Here is a 23,350-nt window from a genome sequence, read left to right on the forward strand (position 1 = left end):
TTATAATAGTTAATCAGTGATTCTGCTAATCTATACTCTTTATTTATTTTTCAGCTTCGGGTCTAAAATATCCCTAAAGCTGTCACCCATTAAATTAATGGCCAGCATGGTTATCCCTAAACAGATCGATGGCCAAATAACATACATTGGATTGTTATAAATATAGCCTCGCGCATCACCGATCATCTGACCCCAAGAAGGATTCGGCGGTACTACTCCTAACCCTAAGAAACTTAAACCAGATTCTAGTAAAATGGCAGCAGCAATCGTTAAACTTATCTGGATAATTAAAGGTGACATGATATTCGGTAATATGGCCTTTGTAATCACTCTGAAATGAGAAGCTCCTAATGAAAGTTCACTTTGAACATATTCCAGTCCTTTTACTTGAAGGGTAGCTGAATGGGTAATACGGGCAAAGTACGGGATATACAGAAATCCAATAATGATAATTAAATTTTTTACCCCGGCACCCCAAAAGCCTACTACCATTAAAGCCAATAAGATCGGTGGGAAACATAAAACAATATCAATGATTCTCATGATCATTTTTTCTGTTTTCCCACGGGCATATCCGGCTATGACACCTACCGTAACTCCACCAATAAAGGCAATGATGGTTGCACCAAATGCAACGAGCATGGTAGGGCGGATTCCTAGAATTAAACGACTTAAAATATCTCTTCCATATTCATCTGTGCCTAATAGATGCCCTGGTAAACTGCCTTTAAGGACAGCGTTCTGATTAATCTCAAGGGGATCATGCGGAATAATTAAAGGGCCTATTAACGCAACAATAAATACAGGAAGCAGGATGACAAAACTTACTAAAAACGTTTTATGTTTAAGAAATTTTCGAAGCATCCTTCTGCCCCTCCTTTCCTAGGAATACATGCTGTTAGCGAGTCCTCGGGTCCATCAAACCATAAATAACTTCTACAGTCCGATTAATTAATATGTAGAAAGCAGCAATCACAATAATAGAGCCCTGAATAATCGGATAATTTCGATTATTAATTGAATCTACTAGTAAGGTACTTAATCCAGGCCAATTGAATAAAAATTCGATTAGCACCGTTCCACCTATTAAATTTGCTAACTCCAAACCTATTACAGTAATTACGGAAATAATTGCATTTCTTAGTACGTGCTTATAAACAACAAGTTTTTCAGATAGTCCTTTTGCTCTCAACGTTTGAACAAAGTCTTTCCCTAAAACCTCAAGCATCGAACTTCTTGTCATTCTGGCAATCGATGCAGCCAAAGGCAATGCAATCGTAATGGCTGGTAACAACAGCCTCTTAAAATGAGCAACCGGGTCTTCCGAAAAGTCAGTATATCCGCTAGCTGGAAGCAAATTCAATTGCAAGCTTATGAGTAAAATAAAGGCTGTCCCTGTTACATATACTGGAAATGCCATTCCCGCTGCGGCAATGGTTGAGACAATAAAGTCTACAAAACTGCCACGCCTCACAGCAGCAACAATACCGAGGAATATACCAATTACAGACCCAATTATAATGGCAGCAATCGCTAATTCTAGTGTTTTGGGAAGTCTTTCTGCTATATACGCAGTGACATCAATGTTATTAAATAGAGATTGTCCAAAATCCATTCTAGCAATATCCGTAATCCATCCAAAATATTGTGTTATTAAAGGCTGATCCAATCCTAGTGTTGCCCGCATCTCTGCAACCGCTACAGGATCCGCACCTCTCTCTGTTCCAAGAACGAGTAACACCGGATCACCAGGCATAAAGCGAAGTAATAAAAAGACAATCGTTGCAACTACAAATATTTGAACTACAGCCACCCCAATGTTTTTCGTTACAAAACGTAGCAAGATTCTCCCCCCTAACTTGATGCAATATGATCTAACTCTTCTAATTTTGAATCCGAGAATAAGTGGCAAGCAGCACTTTGGTTCGGCCCTAAGTTCATAAGCTCAGGTTTCTTTTCTTTACAAATTGGCATTACATAAGGACATCTTGAACTTAATCGACAACCACTTGGGGGATTTACTGGACTTGGGAGATCTCCTTCTAGAATAATCTGCTTCTTTTTAAAGGTAGGATCAGGTACTGGAATCGCTGAAAGTAACGCTTGAGTATAGGGGTGCTTAGGATTTTTATAGACGGTTTCTGCTTCTCCCATCTCAACCATTTCTCCTAAATACATCACACCAATCTTATCGCTTACATGCCTAACCACGGATAGATCGTGTGAGATAAATAAATATGTGAGTTTAAACTCTTTTTGCAAATCATTTAATAGATTTAATATTTGCGACTGAATGGATACGTCTAGCGCAGACACAGCTTCATCGCAAATAACTAATTTAGGATGAAGGGCAATGGCGCGGGCAATGCCAATTCGCTGCCTTTGGCCACCTGAAAATTCATGAGGATAACGATTCAAATACTGCTGACTCAACCCAACCATTTCAAGTAATTCTTTTACCTTCCGCACTCTTTCTTGCTTACTAAATACTCTGTGTATATCAAAAGGTGCGCTAATAATCTCCGCAACAGTCATTTTCGGATTCAACGATTCATACGGTTTTTGAAACACCATTTGCATGCTTTTTCTTGATTTACGCAACTCTTTCCCGCTTAAATCAAGAAAGTTTCTGCCTTCGAAGTTAATTTCTCCGCTGTCAGCTTTGATTAATCCCATGATTAACCGTGCCAGCGTACTTTTTCCACAACCCGATTCCCCTACGAGACCAAATGTTTCTCCTTCATTAATCGAAAAGCTGACATCATTTACAGCCTGAACGTAGTGTTTTTTAGTTGAAAACATTTTTTTGTCTTGGATAGGAAAATACTTCCTTACGTTTTTAACCTCTAAAAGAGTGTTCCTATTCACTGTTACATCACACTCCTTCGTCAATATGCCAACATTTAACTTTATGTTGAGATTTGATTTCTTGTAGTTCCGGTTCCTTCTGTACGCATAAATCGGTAGCAAACGAACACCTAGGATGAAACCTGCACCCGTTTGGCATTGAACTAATACTTGGGACAGAGCCAGGGATACTATATAATGTTTTGTTCTGGTGATGTAATGGAGGAACTGATTTAATTAACCCTTTTGTGTAAGGGTGTTTCGGGTTTTTAAATAAGGTATGTACATCGGTTTCTTCGACAATTTGCCCTGCGTACATGACAGCCACTCGGTCAGCCATTTCCGCTACTACACCCAAGTCATGGGTAATTAATAAAATCCCCATATTAAATTCTTTCTTTATCTTATTTAATAAATCTAAGATTCTAGCTTGTACTGTTACATCTAAAGCTGTCGTTGGTTCATCGGCAATGAGTAACTCAGGATTACAAGATAAGGCCATCGCAATCATCACACGCTGACACATTCCTCCGGAAAGCTCATGCGGGTATGCATCAAAGATCGTTTCAGGATGAGGTATTCCAACTTGTTTCAATAATTGGATTGCGCGATTTTTAGCTTCTCCTTTTGAAATCTTCTTATGAATTTGGATGGCTTCCGTTATTTGACTTCCACATGTATAAACGGGATCTAGAGCTGACATAGGATCTTGAAAGATCATTGAAATCGCTTTTCCCCTGAACCTATTAATCTCTTTCCTAGTAAGTTTTACTAGGTCAACGTCTCGGAAAATAATCTCACCTGATGCGATTTTTCCAGAAGGAGGCAAAAGCTGCATGAGAGACATGGAAGTAATCGTTTTGCCACTACCACTCTCACCTACCACACATAATGTTTCTCCTTTTCTTAGGGATAAGTTGACATCTTTTATGGCAGGAAAAACCCCTAATTCCGTATTAAACACAGTAGATAAACCTTTTATATCAAGAAGTGCATCCCCCACGCTCATCCCTCCTTAAGCCTTTTCAAACATAGTTAATTGTATTAGGTTGTTACAATATATTATAGTACCTATTGGGCGAAAATTCAATATTATCTGAAAAATATCTCCATTGGATAAAAAAAGCGCTACCTACAATTAACTACTAGAATCTTTGTAGCTAGCGCTCTAGGACTAGATAATCAGATGCTGTTTTGAGCTAACCCAAGCCTGTATTGCTTCGTTTCTTCCTCGGCGATTGTATAGATACCATTTTCATCGTTTATCTTAACACCATAGTCTACCAATGCCTTTTCAACAGAGACCTTTTGATCAACTACATCAAACAAAACTAACTCTGGTGATCTTTCGAAAGGTGAGCCAAAGCCGCCCGACCCCGGTGAACTAACACTTACAATATCGCCTTTGTTTAACTGTAACTCTGACACTTTTGAACTAAGCAGGAGTTCTTTTCCGTTTTTAATGGTTGAGAATTTTCCTGGGCTTCCTTCCTTACCGCCACTAATACCCCAAGGTGCGAACTTATGTCTGTCACCAAGTCCAGTATAGGATATATTATCCGTTAAAATTCGATAATCTCTTTGAATTCCTAATCCCCCGCGGTGTAAGCCTGCTCCACCAGAATCTTTTCTGAGTGCATATTTCTCAATAAGAATGGGGTATTCCCTTTCAAGAGCCTCGACTGGCAGGTTAGAGGTATTGGTCATATGAACCTGTACACCACTTAGGCCATCTCCAAATGCATGAGCGCCTGAACCTCCTGCAATGGTCTCTAAATAGACGAAATAATCATCTGTATTTGGATTCGTCCCAGAGAAAATCGCAGAAGTAACCACACTATTACAGGCAGCTAGAACACGTTCTGGAGCAACCTTCGATAAAGCTCCCAGCACGACATCAACCACACGTTGAGAGGTATCAATCCGCTGTCCAACAGGAACAGGCAGCGTACAATTCACAATTGAACCTTTTGGAGCTTTTACCGTTAATGCACGGTATATACCTTGATTTGAGAATACATCTTGACCGGCAATCGCTTTAAAGCAATAAAAGATTGTCGTAACTAATCCTGAAAAAACCATATTTAATGGCCCCGGCACTTGAGGGCTGGTACCTTCAAAGTCAACAATTGCATTACTATCATCAATCGTAATCTTGGCCCGAATTAAAACTGGATCTGGCGAGTGTGTGCCTGCATCATCTAAATAATCCTCAAACGTGTAGGTGCCATCAGGCAAGGACCGGATTCCAGATCGCATTAATTCTTCCGCATAATCAAGCAAGCCATCTGTACAGGTCTGAAAAAAAGATACCCCATATTTTTGGATAACTTCTTTTAATCTTCTAACTCCAGCATGATTGGAAGCGATTTGCGCATCCAAATCCCCTTGTCTTTCGACTGGAGTTCTTGTATTTAATCGAATAAAATCATAGCTTTCTTTTACTACTTCACCCTTGCTGCATATTTTAACGAGAGGTATACGAAGACCCTCCTGATAAATGGTGGTCGAATCAGGGGAAACACTACCTGGGACCATTCCACCAATATCAGAGTGGTGGGCAATATTTGCCACGAACCCTACCAATTGGTCATCAGAAAATACCGGTGCCACCATGGTGATATCAGGTAAGTGGGTTCCGCCTCCAGAGTAAGGATCATTCGTAACAAACATATCTCCTGGAGATATGGATTCGACTGGATATCTCTTCAGCACTTCATTCACCACATCTAACATGGATCCTAAATGCATCGGCACATATTCAGCTTGAGCAGTCATATTTCCCTTTGCATCGAAGACAGCTGTAGAGCAATCCTTCCGTTCTTTAATATTTGTTGAAAAGGCTGTTTTTACTAGAGTGATACCCATCTCTTCAGCAACAGAAAGCAATAGGTTTCCAACAATTTCTAATGTAATCGGATCGACCTTCTTTTTCATACCTCTACTCCTCCTCACCAAACGTATTAATAATCAGATTCCCATATTCATCAACCTTCATCGTTTGCTTAGGCAGGACTAGAATGGTTGTATCCATTTGTTCGATAATTAAGGGACCCTGAACTTTATCTCCAGGCACTAGATCTTCACGCGCAAAGATTTTCGTTTCGTAATACCCCGGCTCATCTACTTCTGTAAAATAAACTTGACGCGTATCTCTAGGTGTAGCGCCATTTGATGTTTTCGTAGATTTATTAAATGATGCTTTTGGAAGCTGTCCTACAGCTGTTAGTCTGTAGTTGACAAATTCGAGCACACCCTCTTTTTTAGCATAGCCATAAATCTTTTCATGTTGCTCCTGGAATCGCTTATTTAACGTTGAAAATCCAAATGGCGTTAATTCTTCCCACTCGACCGGAATCGGAATTTCATAGTTTTGACCTTTAAATCTCATATCAATAACGAGTTCATATTTACGTTTTGATTCAGGGATATTCTCTTTATCTAGTAATTTAATGCCTTCTTCTTTTAACTTCTCAAACTGGTCTGTAACAACGATCATACCTTCAGGCGATGCCTCCAGCAAAGATGAACTAACATAATCGGTTCGAACATCCGTCACTAATAAGCCAAGTGAACAGAACGTTCCTGGTGAAGGCGGAATGAGAACCCGAGGAATATTTAACTCTTTTGCAAGGGCGCTGCAGTGCAAACCACCCGCTCCGCCAAATGAGACCAGCGTAAATTCTCTCGGATCATGCCCCTTTTGGATCGAAATCAAACGAATAGCTCTCGACATGTTCGCATTTACGACCGAAATAATACCGGCTGTTGCTTCTTCCAATGTAAGCTGCGAATGATCACAAATATGCTCTTTTATCGCTACTTCTGCAGCCTCCATGTCTAGGCTCATTCGGCCTCCTAGGATTTCTTTAGGATTTAACCTGCCTAGCAGCACATTCGCATCGGTAACCGTTGGCTTTGTACCGCCACGTCCATAGGAAGCAGGTCCTGGTGTAGAACCCGCACTCTCAGGTCCAACCTTCAATGCTCCACCTTTATCGATATAAGCAATAGAGCCTCCACCGGCACCACAAGCATGAATATCAAGCATCGGGATCCGAGCTGGGAATCCTTCCACTTCTCTTTCCATAGAAATCTTCGGTTCTCCATCCTCAATTAAGCTAAAATCTGCTGATGTTCCGCCCATATCAAATGTAATCATATTTTTATAGCCAGTTAGTTCTGCTAGATTCTTAGCTGCTACTACACCAGCTGCAGGGCCAGAAACAGCAGTTCGCAACGGAGATGAAACAGATTCATGAATGGATATAATTCCACCATTTGATTGTGTAATGTATGGCTCTACAGGTATTCCGTATTCCTTCACTGAATTCAGGAAGTTTTCCATGTAATTTTTCATAACTGGACCTAAATAAGCATTCAATGTGGTCGTACTTAACCTTGAATACTCACGGAATTCAGGAACAATCTCATGGGAGGCGGATACAAACACTTCTGGAAATTGCTTTTTAATCGCTTCAACTGCAATTTTTTCATGCTCAGGATTCAAATAGGAGAACAAGAAACAAACAGCGATTGCTTCTACTCCTTTTTCTTTCAATTCATAAATGGCTTTATGTAGGCTCTCTTCATCAATAGCTCTATAGACTTCACCGTTTGCTAGAAGTCTTTCATTTACTTCAAATCGCAAATTACCTGAAATAACAGGTTCAGGCTTTTCCGCGAAGAAGTTATATAAACTTGGACGTGTCTGACGCCCTATTTCGAGTAAATCTCGGAAACCCTCTGTTACGATAAGTCCAGTAACAGCACCCTTCCGTTCAATTAATGCATTGGTCGCAACAGTGGTACCATGTGCTAAATATTGAACATCTTCAACAGCAATGTCATTCATACCAAGAATTTCTCTTATCCCCTGCATAATTGCTCGAGACGGATCATCAGGAGTCGATGACACTTTGTGGTTTTTAATTTCTCCATTTCCACTATCCACTAATGTAACATCTGTAAAAGTACCTCCAACATCTACCCCTACCATATAGCCCATTCTGTTTCCTCCTTTGGAAAGTGTCTTCTCAATCGTTGCCTTCTACTATGCACTCATTTATTAAAAACATGATAAATTGCCTTGTAACGAGAAATTCTCCGCATTGCCACTATCTAAATTAAACACGGTTATAATATGAAATTATGATTTAATAATACCAGAGTAATACAACCATTGAATATAATAAATTTAGAATAATCATATAATTCCCTATAGTCTAAATTCTAGTAAGAAAGCACTAAGGACTTTGAAATGAGTGTACTTTCTAAATATTCTGAAGAGGTTGTTAGAATATGATAGATACTATTTATATTATAGTAAAATACCGGAAATGAAGGTTTGCTATCGTCAAGGTACTATTTTGTACAAGTTGTATGGTAATATTGTTTAAAAAAAGCCCCCCAAATCTTTAGGAGGCCAGTTTGGTTCTAAGACTATTTAATGAAATTTGCGATTAATATGCTACTTTCCACATATATCTGCGGTCTTCCATCGGATGGTTATTAGCAAGAGACATTTGGTAGACAAAAAATCTCTCGATTGGAATCATTACGACAGAATTAAAGAATTCAGCAACAGATGAATCGATTTGATTCAATCCGATTTCTTCCGCATCAATAATGATATAACGTTCCGCATATTCCTTTAAGAATGTTTCTACTCGATCATCCATCGGTCGAGTTCGCCCTACACTCTTAAGAAGCACCAGCGCCACTTCCTTATCAGTTGTTTCAAATGGTCCATGAAAGTATTCACCTGAATTTAACGTGATGGCATGTTTCCACTGCATCTCCATAAAGTGACAGCAAGCCATTGTATAGGCTGTACCGAATAGCGGGCCGCTTCCTAATACATAGAATACTTCATCCTTTTTAAACTTCTTAGCGAATTGTTGCGCTTGAGGCAATAAATTTACTTTACCATGTTCAACAATCGCGTCGATTTTATCATAAGCACTCATTGCCGCATCGTATTTTTCATAATTTTCAAATTGGTGAAGAATCTCAAATCCTAATTTTAACGCGAGCGCTTGGTTTGCTTGTGAATAAACTTGGTTATCACCGTTAGAATAAACGACTTTGTATTGACCATTCTGGGCCATTAGTGTGTCAGGTGATCCTGTCATAGCAATAGTTATCGCACCCTTTGCATTTGCCACTTTTACAGCTTCTACTGTTTCAGGGGTAGCATTTAAGGAACAAATGATACAAATAGTCTGTTCATTTAACGACGCCGGAGTAGCATGTACAAACTCATTACTATTATAAATGGCGGTGGCGATATTTTTTGCTTCACTTTGGATTAAATAATTCGCTGGATAGATAGCTGCTTGTGAGCCTCCACATGCCACAAAGTAGACTGCCTTCAAACCTCCTGCCGATTCAATCTTTTGTTTGATTTCACTAATTATTGGTTTCATGTTCATCTGTTATGTACTCCCTTTCTTTATTTAATGTATTTAATGTATCTATAACATTATAATACCATTAATATTTCAATTTTCAATAACATTTTAAATTTTTAGATAATTTTCTACGTAGGTTATCACTTTCTAGTCTACTAAATAAAAAAGCACATATCTCAAACAAATAAGTAGTTATTTGTTTGAAATATGCGCTATTAATGCATTGCTATAGCCTTTTCAGATAATAAATTGAAACTTATCACCAACAATAAATTGCATAGATCGATGGGACGGAACCCCTTCTTTATCAGTTGAAACAGCTGAAATCGATAAAAGCGGGTATCCTTGTGATAAATTAAGATAGCGTGACATCTCATATGTCGCAAACACTAGCTCAATCGTTTTCCTTGTATCCATAAAGACAATACCATACTTTTCAGACAAAATGGAAAACATGGAGGTATCATTTAAGTCTTCATTTAATAAAAAGGTAAACCGCTCAGGTAACCGCGAAACTTCTAATGCAACAGGAACATCATCCGCGTAACGGATTCGTTCAATCACAATTATTTTGGAGCCCGGTTCTAATTGTAATACTTCAATATCCTTATGATTCGCATCTTCAATAATGCACTTTATTACCTTTGCACCTGGTTTACAGCCAATTTCACGACACATATCAGAAAAACTTTGTAAACCATGAATACCCCTGCTGAGTTTCTTTGTGTTGACGAACGTCCCTTTTCCCTGTTTACGAATTAACAAATTTTCTTTGGCTAATTCCTCTAATGCATTACGAACTGTAACCCGACTTACATTATATAATTTACTCAACTCAACTTCAGTTGGGATTTTTTCACCCTTTTTGAACTTCCCTTCTTCAATATCCTTTCGAAAAATGTCGGTAAGCTGCTTATATAATGGTAAAATGTCCTGTTTATTTAGCGGCATATTTAATATCCCCATATCCAATAATTATATAACCTTACAATACCATTTAAATGTAATAAACGCAATAAGCTAGAATAAAGGTGATATAATCATATAATTTAGAAACAGATTATTTGAATACCACTCAAAATGGTATTATATTGTCTTGGATAATGTTCCTCACTGACTATGAAACAGAACGGAAGAACGGATCCCAGTCTAGCAATCTTTACATATTTAAACGTTTTCCTAAAAATGAACCACCCAAAGCGGAAACATTGAACCACCTAATTAAAACTAGTAATCAGTTGATTTTAATAGTTGAACACTTTGAATTACATTTTCTATTTCTTTACTTACTTTCCTCTGTTGTTTTATTCAAAATATATCCCTCTCTTCGACCTTTCACGTTTTGATGCTAATCAAACGTTTGTGTAGAACCGGAACAATCGTCGGAAATTAAGAGGTTTTGCTATAAAAACAGGGAGAAATTTGTCACTGTACAATTTATGTAAGAACGGCCGGCTTCTAATCAGGGACCGTCCAATCGTGCACTTCCTTAATCTTTTAATAAGTGATGGATAAATCTGTCTTTATCTTCGAAAAACTGTTTCATTAATTTATAGTGCCCAGTGTCTTCGACGCTGGTCTTCCTTATTCCGTTTTCTGTAAGCTCTAATATGTTTGAGGATGGATACGACATTAAGATCGGCGAATGAGTCGCAATAATAAATTGCGAATTTTGGTTAACCAATTCGTGAATTCTGGATAGCATGGACAATTGCCTGAGTGGTGACAGCGCAGCTTCTGGTTCGTCCAAAATATAAATGCCATTAGCTCCGAAACGATTCATAAAGGTGGAAAAAAAGGCCTCACCGTGTGATTGATCATGAAGCGACACCCCGCCAAATGAATCAATGATCCGTGAACCACGCATCGGTTCTCGGTCTAATTCTTCAATATTTGACGCTAAATTGTAGAAACTTTCCGCACGGAGAAAAAAACCATCCTCTGGTCTATTTAGTCCCTTTACAACAGTAAGATAATCGCTAAGGTTTGAATAAGAATCATACGTAGAAAAATTAAAATTTAAAGAGCCGCCTTCAGGATTAAAACCGAGTACAATCGAAATCGCTTCTAACAATGTCGACTTTCCCATTCCATTTTCACCAACAAGGAACGTTACATTTTCGTGAAAGGAAAGCTCTGTCATTTTTCGTATACTTGGAATTTGAAAAGGATACTCTTGAAAAGAAGGAACAGACTCTTTGATTAAACGAATACTTCTCAAATAACGGCTTGAATATATATCCATCCTAATACCTCTACAGTCAGTTTTCAATCATCATACCATAAACTGCAGGGACGGTTCCTACCAAAAAAGGTGACAGGCACCAACCACTTTTTTGGCTGGTGCCTGTCACTTGTTATTCTCAACTAACTCCTAATACATCTCCCGCAGCAACCGCTTGGCGCGAAATAATCTTGTTTTTATAGTGGAAACCTTGATATCCAATTGGGTTTGAATTTCTTTTAATGATAGGTCCTTAAAGTAGTAAAGTGTAAGGACCTCCTTGTATTTTGAAGGAAGCTGCTGTAATTTGCTTATGAGCTCTTCTTGCTCATACAGCGTTAACACCTCAGATTCTGGTGTACACTCAACCATATCGTTACACATAGGCTCCATATCTTCATGCAGCAAAACCTTGCGCCGGTTAGCTTTTCGCAAGAAATCAATGCAATGATTCCTCGCAATCCGCGATACCCATGCATGAAGGGAACACTCCCCGTTAAACCTTTGATGGGAATAGTAGCATTTTACTAGAATCTCATGGGAGAGGTCTTCCGCCAGGTGCCGGTCTTTTATAAAGGAAAAGGCAAGGCCATACACTTTGTTTTTAAATTCCGCATACAGTTCATTTACATCTCTTTCAACGCTTACTTTTGTGTCCACATTTGCCACCTCTTCCTCATAAAAAGAAGACTCCTCCCCTCCCAGATTCCTTCATACACTTATTTTACGTACACCTCATGAATAGCTAACTCGAAATTCTTCTTTTTTTCGGAAGGATCTTTCAAAGCCAGTTGACCTTTAAAAAGTGTCTCCCCGGTCTTAACATCCGCAACAACCACTTCCGAATCCATAGTCGAAGTCATTTGCGGGGAAACCACATAAAGTTTACCGTCTTTCACCAAAGTCGTTCGACCATGCATCAGCCCCTCTTTTCCCGATAATTGAACTCGGAATAGCTGACCAACTTGATGATCTACTAAACTATATGGTGTAACAGCCAAGTCTTCTCCAGCAACACTCATAAAGTAAATGGTAGAACCATCAAAATAGTACAATCGGTTTTCATCTAACTGTAAACCCGGGACATCAATTTTCGTCGTTTCCTTCGTATGCAAATCGTAGGAATAGACTTCTTGACTGATTAACTTTTCTTGTCTCGATTCCTCATCTTCAGTAAATCTCCAGTCTGTCTTTATAAATATCAGCTGTTCCATCGCCTGTGTAGGATTGGTAGGTACCAAATGTACGTTGGAACGGATATCCTTCTGTTCCTCAGACACCTGAATAATCGCTTCATCGCTACTTATTTTCTGATTGGCAACATCAATCGTATAGATGTGTTCTTCATAATAGAGATGGTCTTTCAACATTCTCACCGCATTTTTGGTGATTACATATAACTCATCCTCAATCATTTGCACATCCTCGACAAAGAAATAATCCAGTTCCTTCCCATCTGGAATTTCAATGGTGAAGGTGTTGATACTAGCATCTTCTTTGTTTAACACAGATAAATCAAGGAAGAATCTAGTCGATAAGCTTCCATGTTGATAGTTATCAGCGGCATAAGCGATAAACTGTTCGTTTTCAAAAAATGAAGGAATATACGAATTTTTACCGCGCATAAAGGAACGATATTCTTCCCGTAATTCCTTAATCAAAGTCGGAGGCTGTCCAATCACCTGATCTAAGAAGGAGTTACTCGCGTATGTAGACCCTTCTTCACTGATTTTGACATTCGTCCCTATATAACTTCCAGCGGTGGTATCCGCTGCATAAGCTCCCTCTAACACCAAAGATTCTATCTCTTTTGCATCACCACTTTGTGCTTGAATCACGAACTCTGGATATGGTTCCGCTGACAAAGCAGAGGTCACATAGAAGGTTCCAATGCTAAGCACAATAACAACGATGATGCTAGTTAATTTCCAGTATTTTTTCAATGTAAACACCCCTTAAACAGTGACCTTTTTTGCTAATAAAAACCCACTCATCAGAATCGATGCAGCCAGTACAAGCAATCCCATGACGATCTCAAGCACAAGCAATTCAATCGGATAGAAAAAACCATTTAACACAAACTCTTGTAGAAGTAGCGGCAAGATTAAGACCACGACAGCTAGAATGCTATAAAGTAGTCCTGCCACAATCCCCTTCCACTTGAAACTTCTCTCCATTAAGATAGCCGTAAACAAGATGGATACTGCTAACAATCCTGCACCGTAGGTTAAAATCAGTTCAGTCATACTGCTTGGAATGATAATCGATAACTCAGGAAAGCTGATCACGATTTCCCTCACACCCAAATCCGCTCTAAATTCGTCAGGCACTATTCCCTTCATCACTAGCATCTCGATCGGCATGATCATCAGTTGAACAGCGACTAAACCCAATGTCATCAGGAGGATTGTAGTAATTTTTGCAAAGAAAATACTTAATCTTGATGTTGGGAGCAAGAGTAAACGGTAGACAAAGGTGTTTTTTCCAAGCCAATCACGATACCAAATGAAGAATATGTATAATCCTACCCCAGCGATACATAACGCAATTGGCCCCACGAACCATACACTTCTGACAATCTGGAAAAAACTCATTTGACCATAGGTTTCGAGAAATTGTGCTATCGACATCATCTCTTCATAGATGTTTTCATTTGCCCTGTTAATATACTTTTTTGATTCCACAACAGCGCCGATCATCTGCACCACGAAGGTAATCCCTAATAAAACAGCAAATAGTTTCGCAATTCGGTTCACTTCAAAGTTTACGAGCTTCAAGTAATTTTTCATCGCTGATACACCTCTCTCATGACATCAATGACAGACTTCCCTTCGGTTTCACGTACCTCTTCCGCATTAAATTCCTTAGTCACCATTCCGTCATCGAGTAAAACAACCTTGTCGATTAAATGTTCAATATCCCCGATTTCATGGGTGGTAATGATGACACCTCGGTTCTCAATCAAATGACTCGTGAACACATTGGCAATCTCTTCGCGGCTGAACATATCAATTCCTGAGAACGGCTCATCCATTAACACATAATCCACATCAAGGGCCAGCCCTAGTAACAAATTCACCTTTGCCGTATTTCCTTTCGATAAGGAAGAAATCCGGTCACTTCTATTCAATCGGAAAAATTGCAGCAGCTCGTTTGCCCGATCCTGATTCCAACACGTATAGAAGTCCTTCATAAACTCCATCGACTCGAGGATTGTCATCGACGGCAGCATCGTAATCGCATCGGGGATAAAGGTTATTTTTTCAAAAGTATGTTTATCGACTGGTTTTCCATCTATTAAGATTTGGCCCTTTTGGATGGGAGTTAGAGCCATAATGGCATTTAAGATCGTTGTTTTCCCTACCCCGTTAATCCCGATTAAGCAGGTAATTTCGCCCTTGTTGGCAGTAAAGGAGACTCCTTTTAAGATTTTCTTTCGTCCAAAACTCTTTTCAACCGCTTTTACTTCAATCATGTTTACGCCTCCTGATTCCCGTTACTCGTATACTTCTCCCGAACCAAATCAAGCAGCTCCTCCACCGGAACATTGATGGAACGGACAGAAGTCACAAACGTATCGACCGCCTCCAAAATCAGCTCTTCTCTCACCTTTCCAAGTATCTTTGTATCTGTAGTAATTTTGCTCGGATGATTCCGCTCTGTAGTAATCAACCCTTGTTCCTCCATTTCCTTATACGCTCGCTGCGCAGTATTCGGATTCACCTTCATTTGGTTCGCCAGCTCCCGTCGTGATGGAATTTCCTCTCCTGGCCTCAACTCACCGTTCACAATCTTCTCTTTAAAATAACGAATGATCTGCAAATACACCGGATCACGATTATTAAAAACAACATTCATAGAAACAACTCCTATACAACTTTCAACAGGTGTGTGTATTAACTAATTCATACACTTTAGGTGTATTATATGGTTAATACAGCATCGTTGTCAAGGGTTTCATGGGGACGGTTCTACTGCTCTTTTTGCAGGAGAAAACCGCAATCGCTTCTCGGTGTTAGGACACTTTTTCACCTTTATTACACAGGCAACTTCCGACTATTTTCTCTTATCTAAAAGAAAACAAGTGCCTTCACACCAAGGAAAAATGCAAATCCAATCAAACGTTTGATTAGGGCCATAATTTCCAAATAAACGATTGATTAAATGCAGGAAAACCCCTTTATTTAAACGAACTTATGCTGGTTTTCTGGAGCAATTCTTGTCGAGGAATGGTCACTGGCTTCGATCTACTTCTCCAATAAAAACAGATAAAAACTAGTAATCTACACAAATCAGCACGTTTTGATACTAATCAAACGATTGTGTAAAACGGAAAATAGGAAGACAACAAAGAGGTTTTATAATAAAATTGGGTAGAATTTTGTCGTTGTAAGATTGGTCCGATAGATGTTGGTGTTAGAGAATAAAATAGGGCATGTATTCCGCCCCTTGAGGTGCAAGAATGCATGCCCTTTTCAACTTCTAGAACAAACCCCGTGCAAGTACCACCCATTTTTACGGTTGGCACCTTACACTAATTTTGTTACTTTTTAATCTTAATTTTCAATTTGCCTTTTTTCTTTCGGGAGTTAAAGGGATTAGTAGGTTTAAATTTAACAGCAACCTCAATATCTTTTTGAAGTTCATTTCCCTCATTGATAAGATTATTAGCCTCTACTAGTAATTGGTCGATATCACTATAACCCGTTTTTTTAACTGGCCTAACCATTGTCACCATTAAAATTCCCTCCCTTACGTATAATTATTATCATTAATTTTACCATATAAAAGCATGGATGTGCTCAATCTAGCATAAAATTCTACTGTTCTTAAGTCCGCATCACCAAAACCATTTTCCACTTCTGATTGCAGGCATAGGACCCCGAGAATATTGTTTGTTATCCACCATTAATGGAAATCCAAGTATTGAACCTATTGGAGTTGCAGGTATTCCACCATCAGTAAACCTCTTATCCTCCTGTCCAATACAGTTAACAATTTCCGCCTCCCTTATACCCCAAATATAGCCTGCAAAACTTTCATCTTTTCCAAACGACCTTTTTGCAATAGATTCTGCATTTATCCGAACACTTGCTTTAATAACTAACCTATCCTGATTCACCTCAAATAATGAGATAGATTTATCACTTTGGTCTCTTTCGAGAACAGTAATACACTCTTCGAGAATATGGTTTAGCATTTAACTCGGGAAGTACTGTGACCATCCTTCTTGGGATACAAGAAAACCGCCTTAATAGGCGGTTCTTTGATTAGAATAGAGAAAAAAGGCGAAAGCTGATTTACATACAATTCAGCTTTCTCTTTCTCATTGATTATTAACTTACCTTTTCCTTCGTCTCCTCATCAATCGCTGTAAATGCATCACGAATATGTTTTTCTAATTCTTGTTTATATAAAAATTTCTGTTCTACTGTCCAATTTAAAGAAGCAGCCATATAGTTTATGACTTTATCCTTCCATTCCCTAACCCAATTAATATCAAATAATAATGTACCCGTTCTTCGATAGAAAAAGTCAGTCGGTTTGGCTATCATTTCATCTTTAATGGAATAAATAAGTTGTAAAAACACATAAAGCGGCAATTCAATTTCCGAAGAGTTTTGCAAATAAAATCTATGATACTTAAATACCTTATCCACATTTGACCCATATCTTTTAACCATTTTTGCAGCTTCTTCAGGTGTTAAGCCTAGGTGTATACCTATCTTCACCTTTTCCTCTATAAAGGCAGGAAAGTTTTTAGACCCTCCTACATCCCCGCCTGAAATCGGTAATGTCCTAGTCTTACAAGATGAAAAAGTTCTGCCTTCTTGATTGTTTAAATTTTTTGCGAGTAGATCCACAACGATTTCAGCCATTTTACGATAACCTGTTAGCTTCCCGCCTGCAATGGTAATAAGCCCTGACTCGGATGTCCATATTTCATCTTTACGCGATATCTCAGAAGGATCTTTTCCATCCTCATGTATTAACGGACGTAAGCCGGTCCAACTGGACTCAATATCTTTTACCGTTATTTTCAATGTAGGAAACATATAGTTAATAGCATTTATTACATAATTGCGGTCAGCTTCTGTCATCCTTGGGTGGGCAATATCTCCCTCATAAACGGTATCTGTTGTTCCTACATATGTTTTACCTTCCCTTGGAATGGCAAACACCATGCGTCCATCCGCAGTATCAAAGTAAACGGCTTGATTGAGCGGAAATCGGCTTTGATCGATAACAAGGTGAATTCCTTTCGTTAATTGCAATGACTTTCCTTGTTTAGAATGATCTTTTTCACGCAATGTATCTACCCAAGGACCTGCTGCGTTAACAATTTTCTTTGCAAATATTTTATAGGACTCCTTGGTTAATTGATCTACAACGATGACACCTTTTACAATCCCATTTTCATAGATAAATTTCTCCACTTTTGTGTAATTGATTGCATTAGCCCCTTGATTCACTGCTTCTTTCACTACCTCAATCGTTAAACGTGCATCATCTGTTTTATATTCTACATAATAACCGGCACCTTTAAGACCTTCCCTTTTCAGTAGAGGTTCACGCTTAAGAGTTTTTTCAACACTCAACATAGATCGGCGCTCACTACTCTTTACTCCTGCTAAAAAGTCATAAACTAGAAGGCCAATTGAAGTAGAGAATTTACCAAATGTCCCTCCCTCGTGAATCGGAAGAAGCATCCACTCCGGTGTTGTTACGTGTGGCCCGTTTTCGTAAACAATTGCTCTCTCCTTCCCAACTTCGGCAACCATCTTCACTTCAAATTGTTTTAAATATCTTAAACCACCATGAACTAATTTCGTTGATCTACTAGAAGTACCTGCAGCAAAATCTTGCATTTCGAATAATGCTGTTCTCATCCCCCGTGTGGCTGCATCAAGGGCTATACCACACCCTGTAATGCCCCCGCCTATTACAAGAACATCATAAACCGTCTCTTGCATTTGTTTCAAAATATCAATCCGATTCTCACTTGAAAAAACCATTCCTTTTCACTCCTTTTTTCTTTTTTCTATTTGTACAGCCAAATAAAAAGAGACCACAAAATCTATTAATCGTAAACGATTAAAGGTCTTATGGTCTCTCAAATTTCTCCTACCGGAATATTAACTTATCATTAATTAAATCATAAATTAATTGGAAATTCAATCCTGACCATTGCCCATTCGGTATATCTAGCTTAAAAGTTTTTATCTGATTATTTAAATATCCTTGCCGCTTGTACAGCCTTTTTCCAACCCGTATACAAATTGTTTCTTGAGGTCTCATCCATCTGTGGTGAGAGGGAAAGATCTCGATTCCACTGAAGAGAAATCTCTGCTTGGTCCTTCCAGAATCCTACTGCTATACCAGCCAAATAGGCTGCTCCTAATGCGGTTGTCTCGTTTACCGCAGGCCTTTCGACCGGAACATCTAAAAGATCACTTTGAAATTGCATAAGGAAATGATTTTTTACAGCCCCGCCATCTACACGTAACGTTTTTAGTTGAATACCAGAGTCCAACTCCATCGCACCTACAACATCTTTTGACTGATAAGCGAGCGATTCTAAAGTAGCCCTTATAAAATGTTCTTTTGTTGTACCTCTTGTTATTCCAAAGACAGCTCCCCTTGCATCACTGTCCCAATAAGGGGTGCCTAACCCAACAAATGCCGGTACCACATACACTCCATCCGATGAAGGTACTTTCTTTGCATAATCTTCACTATCTTTCGCATCCTTGATCATCCGCAAGCCGTCTCTAAGCCACTGAATGGCTGAACCCGCTACAAAAATACTTCCTTCCAATGCATATTCGATTTTTCCATTAATTCCCCATGCGATGGTTGTCAATAATCCATGACTAGAGGTTACAGCTTTTTCGCCAGTATTCATTAGCATAAAACATCCTGTGCCATATGTATTTTTAGCCATCCCTTTTTCATAACAAGCCTGGCCAAATAACGCTGCTTGTTGATCCCCTGCTACACCGGCAATCGGTATAGACTCCCCAAAGAAGTGATATTCAATCGTATGTCCGTACACCTCAGAAGAATATCTCACTTCAGGAAGCATAGACTTTGGGATATCTAATATGCTGAGAAGTTCATCATCCCAACGTAAGTCATATATATTAAACATCAACGTTCTAGAAGCATTAGAATAGTCCGTTACATGGGCTCTTCCTCCCGTTAACTTCCAAATAAGCCATGTATCGATGGTTCCAAATAATAATTTTCCCTTATCCGCCCTTTCTCTAGCCCCCCCAACATGATCTAAAATCCATTTCGCCTTCGTTCCTGAAAAATAGGGGTCGATTAATAGACCTGTTTTTTGGCGAAAAATCTCACTATATCCTTTTTCCTTTAACACTTCACAAATATGGTCCGTTTGCCGGGATTGCCAAACAATTGCATTATAAATCGGTCTTCCTGTTTCTTTATCCCATACCACTGTTGTTTCACGTTGATTGGTTATACCAATGCCAGCAATCTGTTTTGCTTGAATACCCGATTCTGATAAACAAGATGCGATAACAGATAGTATCGAACTCCAAATTTCATCCGGATTATGTTCCACCCATCCTGGCTTCGGAAAATATTGAGTAAACTCCGCTTGTGATTGATACACAACCTCCCCTTTTTTGTTAAAAAGGATGGCTCTTGAACTAGTCGTTCCTTGATCTAGCGCTAAAATAAATGTTTCCATTCTTTAAAACCTTCCTTTGTTTCATCATGTATTAATAAGATAAGCGCAAGCGCCTTAGTCAGCCCCGACAGGAGCCTTAGCTGGACAATTCTTAAATTCAAATTTTCTTTCTTTACTTCCACCTAATAGGCTTTCCAAAGGTTTTGTCTTGAAGTAGTAACAGCCGTCGCACCAGCTGTTAAAGCTTGAAGCACGTCTTGTTCGCTTTTTATGAATCCCCCTGCCAAGATTGGTATCCCTGTTTTTTCATGTACTTCTTGTATAATAGAAGGAATGATTCCAGGCAGGACTTCAATATAATCAGGCTTTATTTTTGGGACCATCTTGTAGGTTTTTTCAAGAGAGGTACTATCTAGTAAAAAAACCCTTTGAATAGCATAAACACCTTTTTGTTTTGCTTTTAAAATAACATTCGATTTAGTAGAAATAATTCCAGCTGGTCTTAAATCTTGACATAAAAATTCTACGGCATATTCGTCTGCTTTTAAGCCGTTAATGAGATCCACATGTAAGATTAATTCTTTCTGTGCCTTTCTCACGACATTCATAATTCCGCGTAATTGTCCTAAATGACTATCCAGTAACAGCCCGTACTTATAATCACTTTCTAAAAACCGCTCAAGTTGCTTCATTTCCCTAAACGCTGGCAAAACCTGTTGTTTGTGAAACGGCATTCACGAACCTCCTCACCACATACCCTACTTTACAAAAGAATCTCATTAACATTTAATTAATGAGATTCTTTGTTAATAGATAAGATATATAGTTGCTTCTACTATAAAACAATCATAAAAATGACAGGTAAGGTAGCTAAACTTAGAGTTGTACTAACGAGCGTTGCACTTGAAACAAACTCAGGTTCTGTATTGAATTGTAATGCGTACATCGTCGTATTCGCTGCTGTAGGCATAGCTGCCATAATAATCATGATTTGCTTTACCATATCGTCAACTGGCAAAGCCAAAGTTAGAAAATAGGCAATAATTGGTGATATGGCTAATTTCGTAATAAGAGAAAGAGAAACTTTTTCCCTCTCTAAATTTTTTAATGAAATTCTAGCAAGCTGCATACCTAATACAAGCATAACGGTTGGAATGGCTGCATTGGCGACCATATCAACTGCTTCAGTAATGGAAGCTCCAAGTTTAACATGCATGACTTGCAGGATTGAGCCTGCAATTGCTCCGTAAACCATTGGCATACGTTTAACGGCCCGTACGGCAGAACGTATGCCATTTCCATCTTTACCGCCTTTGGCTGCATAGTACACACCTACTGTACACATGGCAAGCTGTTGAATGACCATTAAAATAATCGCATAATCAAGACCTGTTGCCCCAAATAACAATAACACGACCGGAGTTCCGTAATTTCCATTATTCATAAAAGAGGAAGCTAATATCATTCCACAGGTTTCTTTAATGGAGTAATGACGTATAAATGCAATCATATATACAACAATAATTAAGGAAAAACAAAGTGCAAATGTATAAAGTGTCATATATAAATAGGTTAAATCAAATCTTATAGAATAGAAGGTCCGAAACACTAAAACAGGTGACATTAAATACAGAGCCATTGTCGAAATAGTTTTCGGTTCGAACCCTATTTTTTTTTGACCGATAAAACCGAGAGCAAATATGCCAAAGATTGGAATAAGGATAAGGAAGAAATCCACTGATTCACCTTCATTCCTAAAAAATATATAATTACCTTTCGTATTAATAGATTATAAATTTAATACAATAATACGCTCTTCCGTCATTTCATCAATCGCGTATTTCGGTCCTTCTTTTCCATTACCACTATTCTTTACTCCCCCATAAGGCATATGATCCACTCGATAGGCCGAGGCATCATTTACAATTAGACCACCTACCTCAATTTCACGGGCAGCTTTCATTGCAAATTTTAGATTATTTGTGAAAAGACCAGCTTGCAAGCCATAATCGGAGTCATTTACTTTCGCAATGACCTCGTCGACTTCTTTATATGTCGCTACTGAAACCACTGGCCCAAATACCTCTTGTCGGCATACTTTCATATCATCATTTACATTTGTTAGAATAGTAGGCTCAAATAGTGCGCCATTACGATTACCGCCTAATGCAATAACAGCACCCTGCTCAATGGATTCCTTTACCCAGCTTTCAACACGCTCGGCCTCACGAAGACGGATCATAGGGCCAATATCTGTTAATTCATCTAAAGGATTTCCGACGACAAGTTTTTCAGTATTTTTCTTTAATAACGTGATAAATGGTTCAAAAATATCCTCATGAACGTATACACGTTGCACAGATATACAAACTTGGCCAGCATTATTGAAGCTTTTTTGAGCGATTAAAGATGCAGCTTGTTCTAAATTGGCATCATTGTGTACAATCGTTGCAGAGTTGTTTCCTAATTCCAATGCCACTTTACGTAAGCCAGCTTTTGAGCGAATATATTCCCCTACACGCGGACTTCCAGTAAAAGTGAACATATTTACATCCTTATTCGCTAAAAGCCATTCTCCAATTTTAGCTCCATCTCCTGTTAAAACCTGAAGACGACCTTTTGGAAGACCCGCTTCTTCCATTAAATCCGCTAACATTAAGGCACAAACGGGTGTTACCTCTGCAGGCTTTAGCACAACACTATTCCCCGCCGCTAAGGCAGGTCCTATCTTATGACAAACTAGATTAACCGGTACATTAAATGGTGTAATAGCAGCAATCACTCCAACTGGTACACGAACCGTAAAGGCCATTCGGTTTTCAGAACCTGGTGCTGCCTCAACAGGAATTCCCTCTCCGTGGATACGCTTTGCTTCTTCCGCTGAAATGACTAAGGTTTGAGCAGCACGTTCGATTTCTCCTCGGGACTCGCGTATCGGTTTACCCACTTCTACAGCAAGTACTTGTGCAAATTCCTCGCGGCGTTCTAGTAATAACTGAGCGGCTTTCATTAATACCTCATAGCGGGCATACGGTGAAAACGTACTCTTTAGCGCTTTTTTTGCACCTTGGACGGCCGCATCTACATGTTCTTTTTCGGCAACAGAAATATATGCAGTGACTTCCTGCGTATATTTATTTAATACTTCCATCATTTCAACAGTTTGTTCCCCTTTTCCATTAATATATAAACCATATTGTTTATTCG

Annotated in this window: 21 protein-coding genes; all 21 read right to left on the reverse strand. The window is 38.9% G+C overall.

What is annotated here, in order from left to right; genetic code table 11:
* Nucleotides 1-39: 39 nt before the first annotated feature.
* Nucleotides 40-864, reverse strand: a complete 825-nt coding sequence (locus BTR25_RS19675) for an ABC transporter permease (RefSeq protein ID WP_075689736.1) — start codon at nucleotides 862-864, stop codon at nucleotides 40-42.
* 34 nt (nucleotides 865-898) lie between these two features.
* On the reverse strand, nucleotides 899-1,843 hold the full coding sequence (locus BTR25_RS19680) for an ABC transporter permease (protein WP_075689737.1): 945 nt from the start codon (nucleotides 1,841-1,843) through the stop codon (nucleotides 899-901).
* 11 nt (nucleotides 1,844-1,854) lie between these two features.
* Nucleotides 1,855-2,868: an ABC transporter ATP-binding protein gene (locus BTR25_RS19685; RefSeq protein WP_075689738.1), complete on the reverse strand. Its 1,014-nt coding sequence runs from the start codon at nucleotides 2,866-2,868 to the stop codon at nucleotides 1,855-1,857.
* A 7-nt stretch (nucleotides 2,869-2,875) separates the two neighbouring features.
* A complete protein-coding gene (locus BTR25_RS19690; RefSeq protein WP_075689739.1) occupies nucleotides 2,876-3,850 on the reverse strand; it encodes an ABC transporter ATP-binding protein in 975 nt (324 codons plus the stop codon).
* Nucleotides 3,851-4,029: 179 nt separating this feature from the next.
* Nucleotides 4,030-5,784, reverse strand: coding sequence for a hydantoinase B/oxoprolinase family protein (locus BTR25_RS19695; protein WP_075689740.1), 1,755 nt, complete (start codon nucleotides 5,782-5,784; stop codon nucleotides 4,030-4,032).
* 4 nt (nucleotides 5,785-5,788) lie between these two features.
* Complete coding sequence (locus tag BTR25_RS19700) at nucleotides 5,789-7,855, reverse strand: hydantoinase/oxoprolinase family protein (RefSeq protein ID WP_075689741.1); 2,067 nt, start codon at nucleotides 7,853-7,855, stop codon at nucleotides 5,789-5,791.
* Nucleotides 7,856-8,309: 454 nt separating this feature from the next.
* The gene (locus tag BTR25_RS19705; RefSeq protein WP_075689742.1) at nucleotides 8,310-9,281 is read right to left on the reverse strand and encodes an SIS domain-containing protein; all 972 of its coding nucleotides are present in this window, start codon (nucleotides 9,279-9,281) and stop codon (nucleotides 8,310-8,312) included.
* A gap of 216 nt (nucleotides 9,282-9,497) precedes the next feature.
* Entirely contained in the window at nucleotides 9,498-10,211 is a 714-nt protein-coding gene (locus BTR25_RS19710; protein WP_075689743.1) for a GntR family transcriptional regulator, read from the reverse strand.
* Between the two features lie 538 nt (nucleotides 10,212-10,749).
* A complete protein-coding gene (locus BTR25_RS19720; RefSeq protein ID WP_075689745.1) occupies nucleotides 10,750-11,505 on the reverse strand; it encodes an AAA family ATPase in 756 nt (251 codons plus the stop codon).
* A 129-nt stretch (nucleotides 11,506-11,634) separates the two neighbouring features.
* The gene (locus BTR25_RS19725; RefSeq protein WP_075689746.1) at nucleotides 11,635-12,144 is read right to left on the reverse strand and encodes a sigma-70 family RNA polymerase sigma factor; all 510 of its coding nucleotides are present in this window, start codon (nucleotides 12,142-12,144) and stop codon (nucleotides 11,635-11,637) included.
* A gap of 59 nt (nucleotides 12,145-12,203) precedes the next feature.
* Nucleotides 12,204-13,427, reverse strand: coding sequence for a hypothetical protein (locus BTR25_RS19730; RefSeq protein WP_075689747.1), 1,224 nt, complete (start codon nucleotides 13,425-13,427; stop codon nucleotides 12,204-12,206).
* Nucleotides 13,428-13,439: 12 nt separating this feature from the next.
* A complete protein-coding gene (locus BTR25_RS19735; protein WP_075689748.1) occupies nucleotides 13,440-14,273 on the reverse strand; it encodes a hypothetical protein in 834 nt (277 codons plus the stop codon).
* On the reverse strand, nucleotides 14,270-14,959 hold the full coding sequence (locus BTR25_RS19740) for an ATP-binding cassette domain-containing protein (protein WP_075689749.1): 690 nt from the start codon (nucleotides 14,957-14,959) through the stop codon (nucleotides 14,270-14,272). Before BTR25_RS19740 ends, BTR25_RS19735 begins: the two co-directional genes overlap by 4 nt.
* A 2-nt stretch (nucleotides 14,960-14,961) precedes the next feature.
* The gene (locus BTR25_RS19745; RefSeq protein ID WP_075689750.1) at nucleotides 14,962-15,342 is read right to left on the reverse strand and encodes a GntR family transcriptional regulator; all 381 of its coding nucleotides are present in this window, start codon (nucleotides 15,340-15,342) and stop codon (nucleotides 14,962-14,964) included.
* 685 nt (nucleotides 15,343-16,027) lie between these two features.
* A complete protein-coding gene (locus BTR25_RS19750; RefSeq protein ID WP_075689751.1) occupies nucleotides 16,028-16,222 on the reverse strand; it encodes a hypothetical protein in 195 nt (64 codons plus the stop codon).
* Between the two features lie 102 nt (nucleotides 16,223-16,324).
* On the reverse strand, nucleotides 16,325-16,684 hold the full coding sequence (locus BTR25_RS19755; protein WP_075689752.1) for a hypothetical protein: 360 nt from the start codon (nucleotides 16,682-16,684) through the stop codon (nucleotides 16,325-16,327).
* A 136-nt stretch (nucleotides 16,685-16,820) separates the two neighbouring features.
* Nucleotides 16,821-18,500: a glycerol-3-phosphate dehydrogenase/oxidase gene (locus BTR25_RS19760; RefSeq protein ID WP_075689753.1), complete on the reverse strand. Its 1,680-nt coding sequence runs from the start codon at nucleotides 18,498-18,500 to the stop codon at nucleotides 16,821-16,823.
* Between the two features lie 212 nt (nucleotides 18,501-18,712).
* Nucleotides 18,713-20,203, reverse strand: coding sequence for a glycerol kinase GlpK (glpK, locus tag BTR25_RS19765; protein WP_075689754.1), 1,491 nt, complete (start codon nucleotides 20,201-20,203; stop codon nucleotides 18,713-18,715).
* A gap of 122 nt (nucleotides 20,204-20,325) precedes the next feature.
* On the reverse strand, nucleotides 20,326-20,877 hold the full coding sequence (locus BTR25_RS19770) for a glycerol-3-phosphate responsive antiterminator (RefSeq protein ID WP_075689755.1): 552 nt from the start codon (nucleotides 20,875-20,877) through the stop codon (nucleotides 20,326-20,328).
* A gap of 101 nt (nucleotides 20,878-20,978) precedes the next feature.
* On the reverse strand, nucleotides 20,979-21,881 hold the full coding sequence (locus tag BTR25_RS19775) for an AEC family transporter (protein ID WP_075689756.1): 903 nt from the start codon (nucleotides 21,879-21,881) through the stop codon (nucleotides 20,979-20,981).
* A gap of 51 nt (nucleotides 21,882-21,932) precedes the next feature.
* Nucleotides 21,933-23,297 carry an aldehyde dehydrogenase family protein gene (locus tag BTR25_RS19780; RefSeq protein ID WP_483295274.1) on the reverse strand — a complete coding sequence of 455 codons (1,365 nt, stop codon included), beginning with the start codon at nucleotides 23,295-23,297 and terminating at the stop codon, nucleotides 21,933-21,935.
* Between the last annotated feature and the right edge of the window lie 53 nt (nucleotides 23,298-23,350).

This window comes from Bacillus sp. MRMR6, assembly GCF_001940785.1.
Lineage (GTDB): Bacteria > Bacillota > Bacilli > Bacillales > Cytobacillaceae > Neobacillus.

Excerpts from the sequence above, each read along its gene's own strand:
- BTR25_RS19675 (WP_075689736.1), bottom strand. The coding sequence starts at position 864 with ATGCTTCGAAAATTTCTTAAACATAAAACGTTTTTAGTAAGTTTTGTC.
- BTR25_RS19695 (WP_075689740.1), bottom strand. The coding sequence starts at position 5,784 with ATGAAAAAGAAGGTCGATCCGATTACATTAGAAATTGTTGGAAACCTA.
- BTR25_RS19700 (WP_075689741.1), bottom strand. The coding sequence starts at position 7,855 with ATGGGCTATATGGTAGGGGTAGATGTTGGAGGTACTTTTACAGATGTT.
- BTR25_RS19705 (WP_075689742.1), bottom strand. The coding sequence starts at position 9,281 with ATGAACATGAAACCAATAATTAGTGAAATCAAACAAAAGATTGAATCG.
- BTR25_RS19710 (WP_075689743.1), bottom strand. The coding sequence starts at position 10,211 with ATGCCGCTAAATAAACAGGACATTTTACCATTATATAAGCAGCTTACC.
- BTR25_RS19720 (WP_075689745.1), bottom strand. The coding sequence starts at position 11,505 with ATGGATATATATTCAAGCCGTTATTTGAGAAGTATTCGTTTAATCAAA.
- BTR25_RS19735 (WP_075689748.1), bottom strand. The coding sequence starts at position 14,273 with ATGAAAAATTACTTGAAGCTCGTAAACTTTGAAGTGAACCGAATTGCG.
- BTR25_RS19740 (WP_075689749.1), bottom strand. The coding sequence starts at position 14,959 with ATGATTGAAGTAAAAGCGGTTGAAAAGAGTTTTGGACGAAAGAAAATC.
- BTR25_RS19745 (WP_075689750.1), bottom strand. The coding sequence starts at position 15,342 with ATGAATGTTGTTTTTAATAATCGTGATCCGGTGTATTTGCAGATCATT.
- BTR25_RS19750 (WP_075689751.1), bottom strand. The coding sequence starts at position 16,222 with ATGGTGACAATGGTTAGGCCAGTTAAAAAAACGGGTTATAGTGATATC.
- BTR25_RS19755 (WP_075689752.1), bottom strand. The coding sequence starts at position 16,684 with ATGCTAAACCATATTCTCGAAGAGTGTATTACTGTTCTCGAAAGAGAC.
- BTR25_RS19760 (WP_075689753.1), bottom strand. The coding sequence starts at position 18,500 with ATGGTTTTTTCAAGTGAGAATCGGATTGATATTTTGAAACAAATGCAA.
- glpK (WP_075689754.1), bottom strand. The coding sequence starts at position 20,203 with ATGGAAACATTTATTTTAGCGCTAGATCAAGGAACGACTAGTTCAAGA.
- BTR25_RS19770 (WP_075689755.1), bottom strand. The coding sequence starts at position 20,877 with ATGCCGTTTCACAAACAACAGGTTTTGCCAGCGTTTAGGGAAATGAAG.
- BTR25_RS19780 (WP_483295274.1), bottom strand. The coding sequence starts at position 23,297 with ATGATGGAAGTATTAAATAAATATACGCAGGAAGTCACTGCATATATT.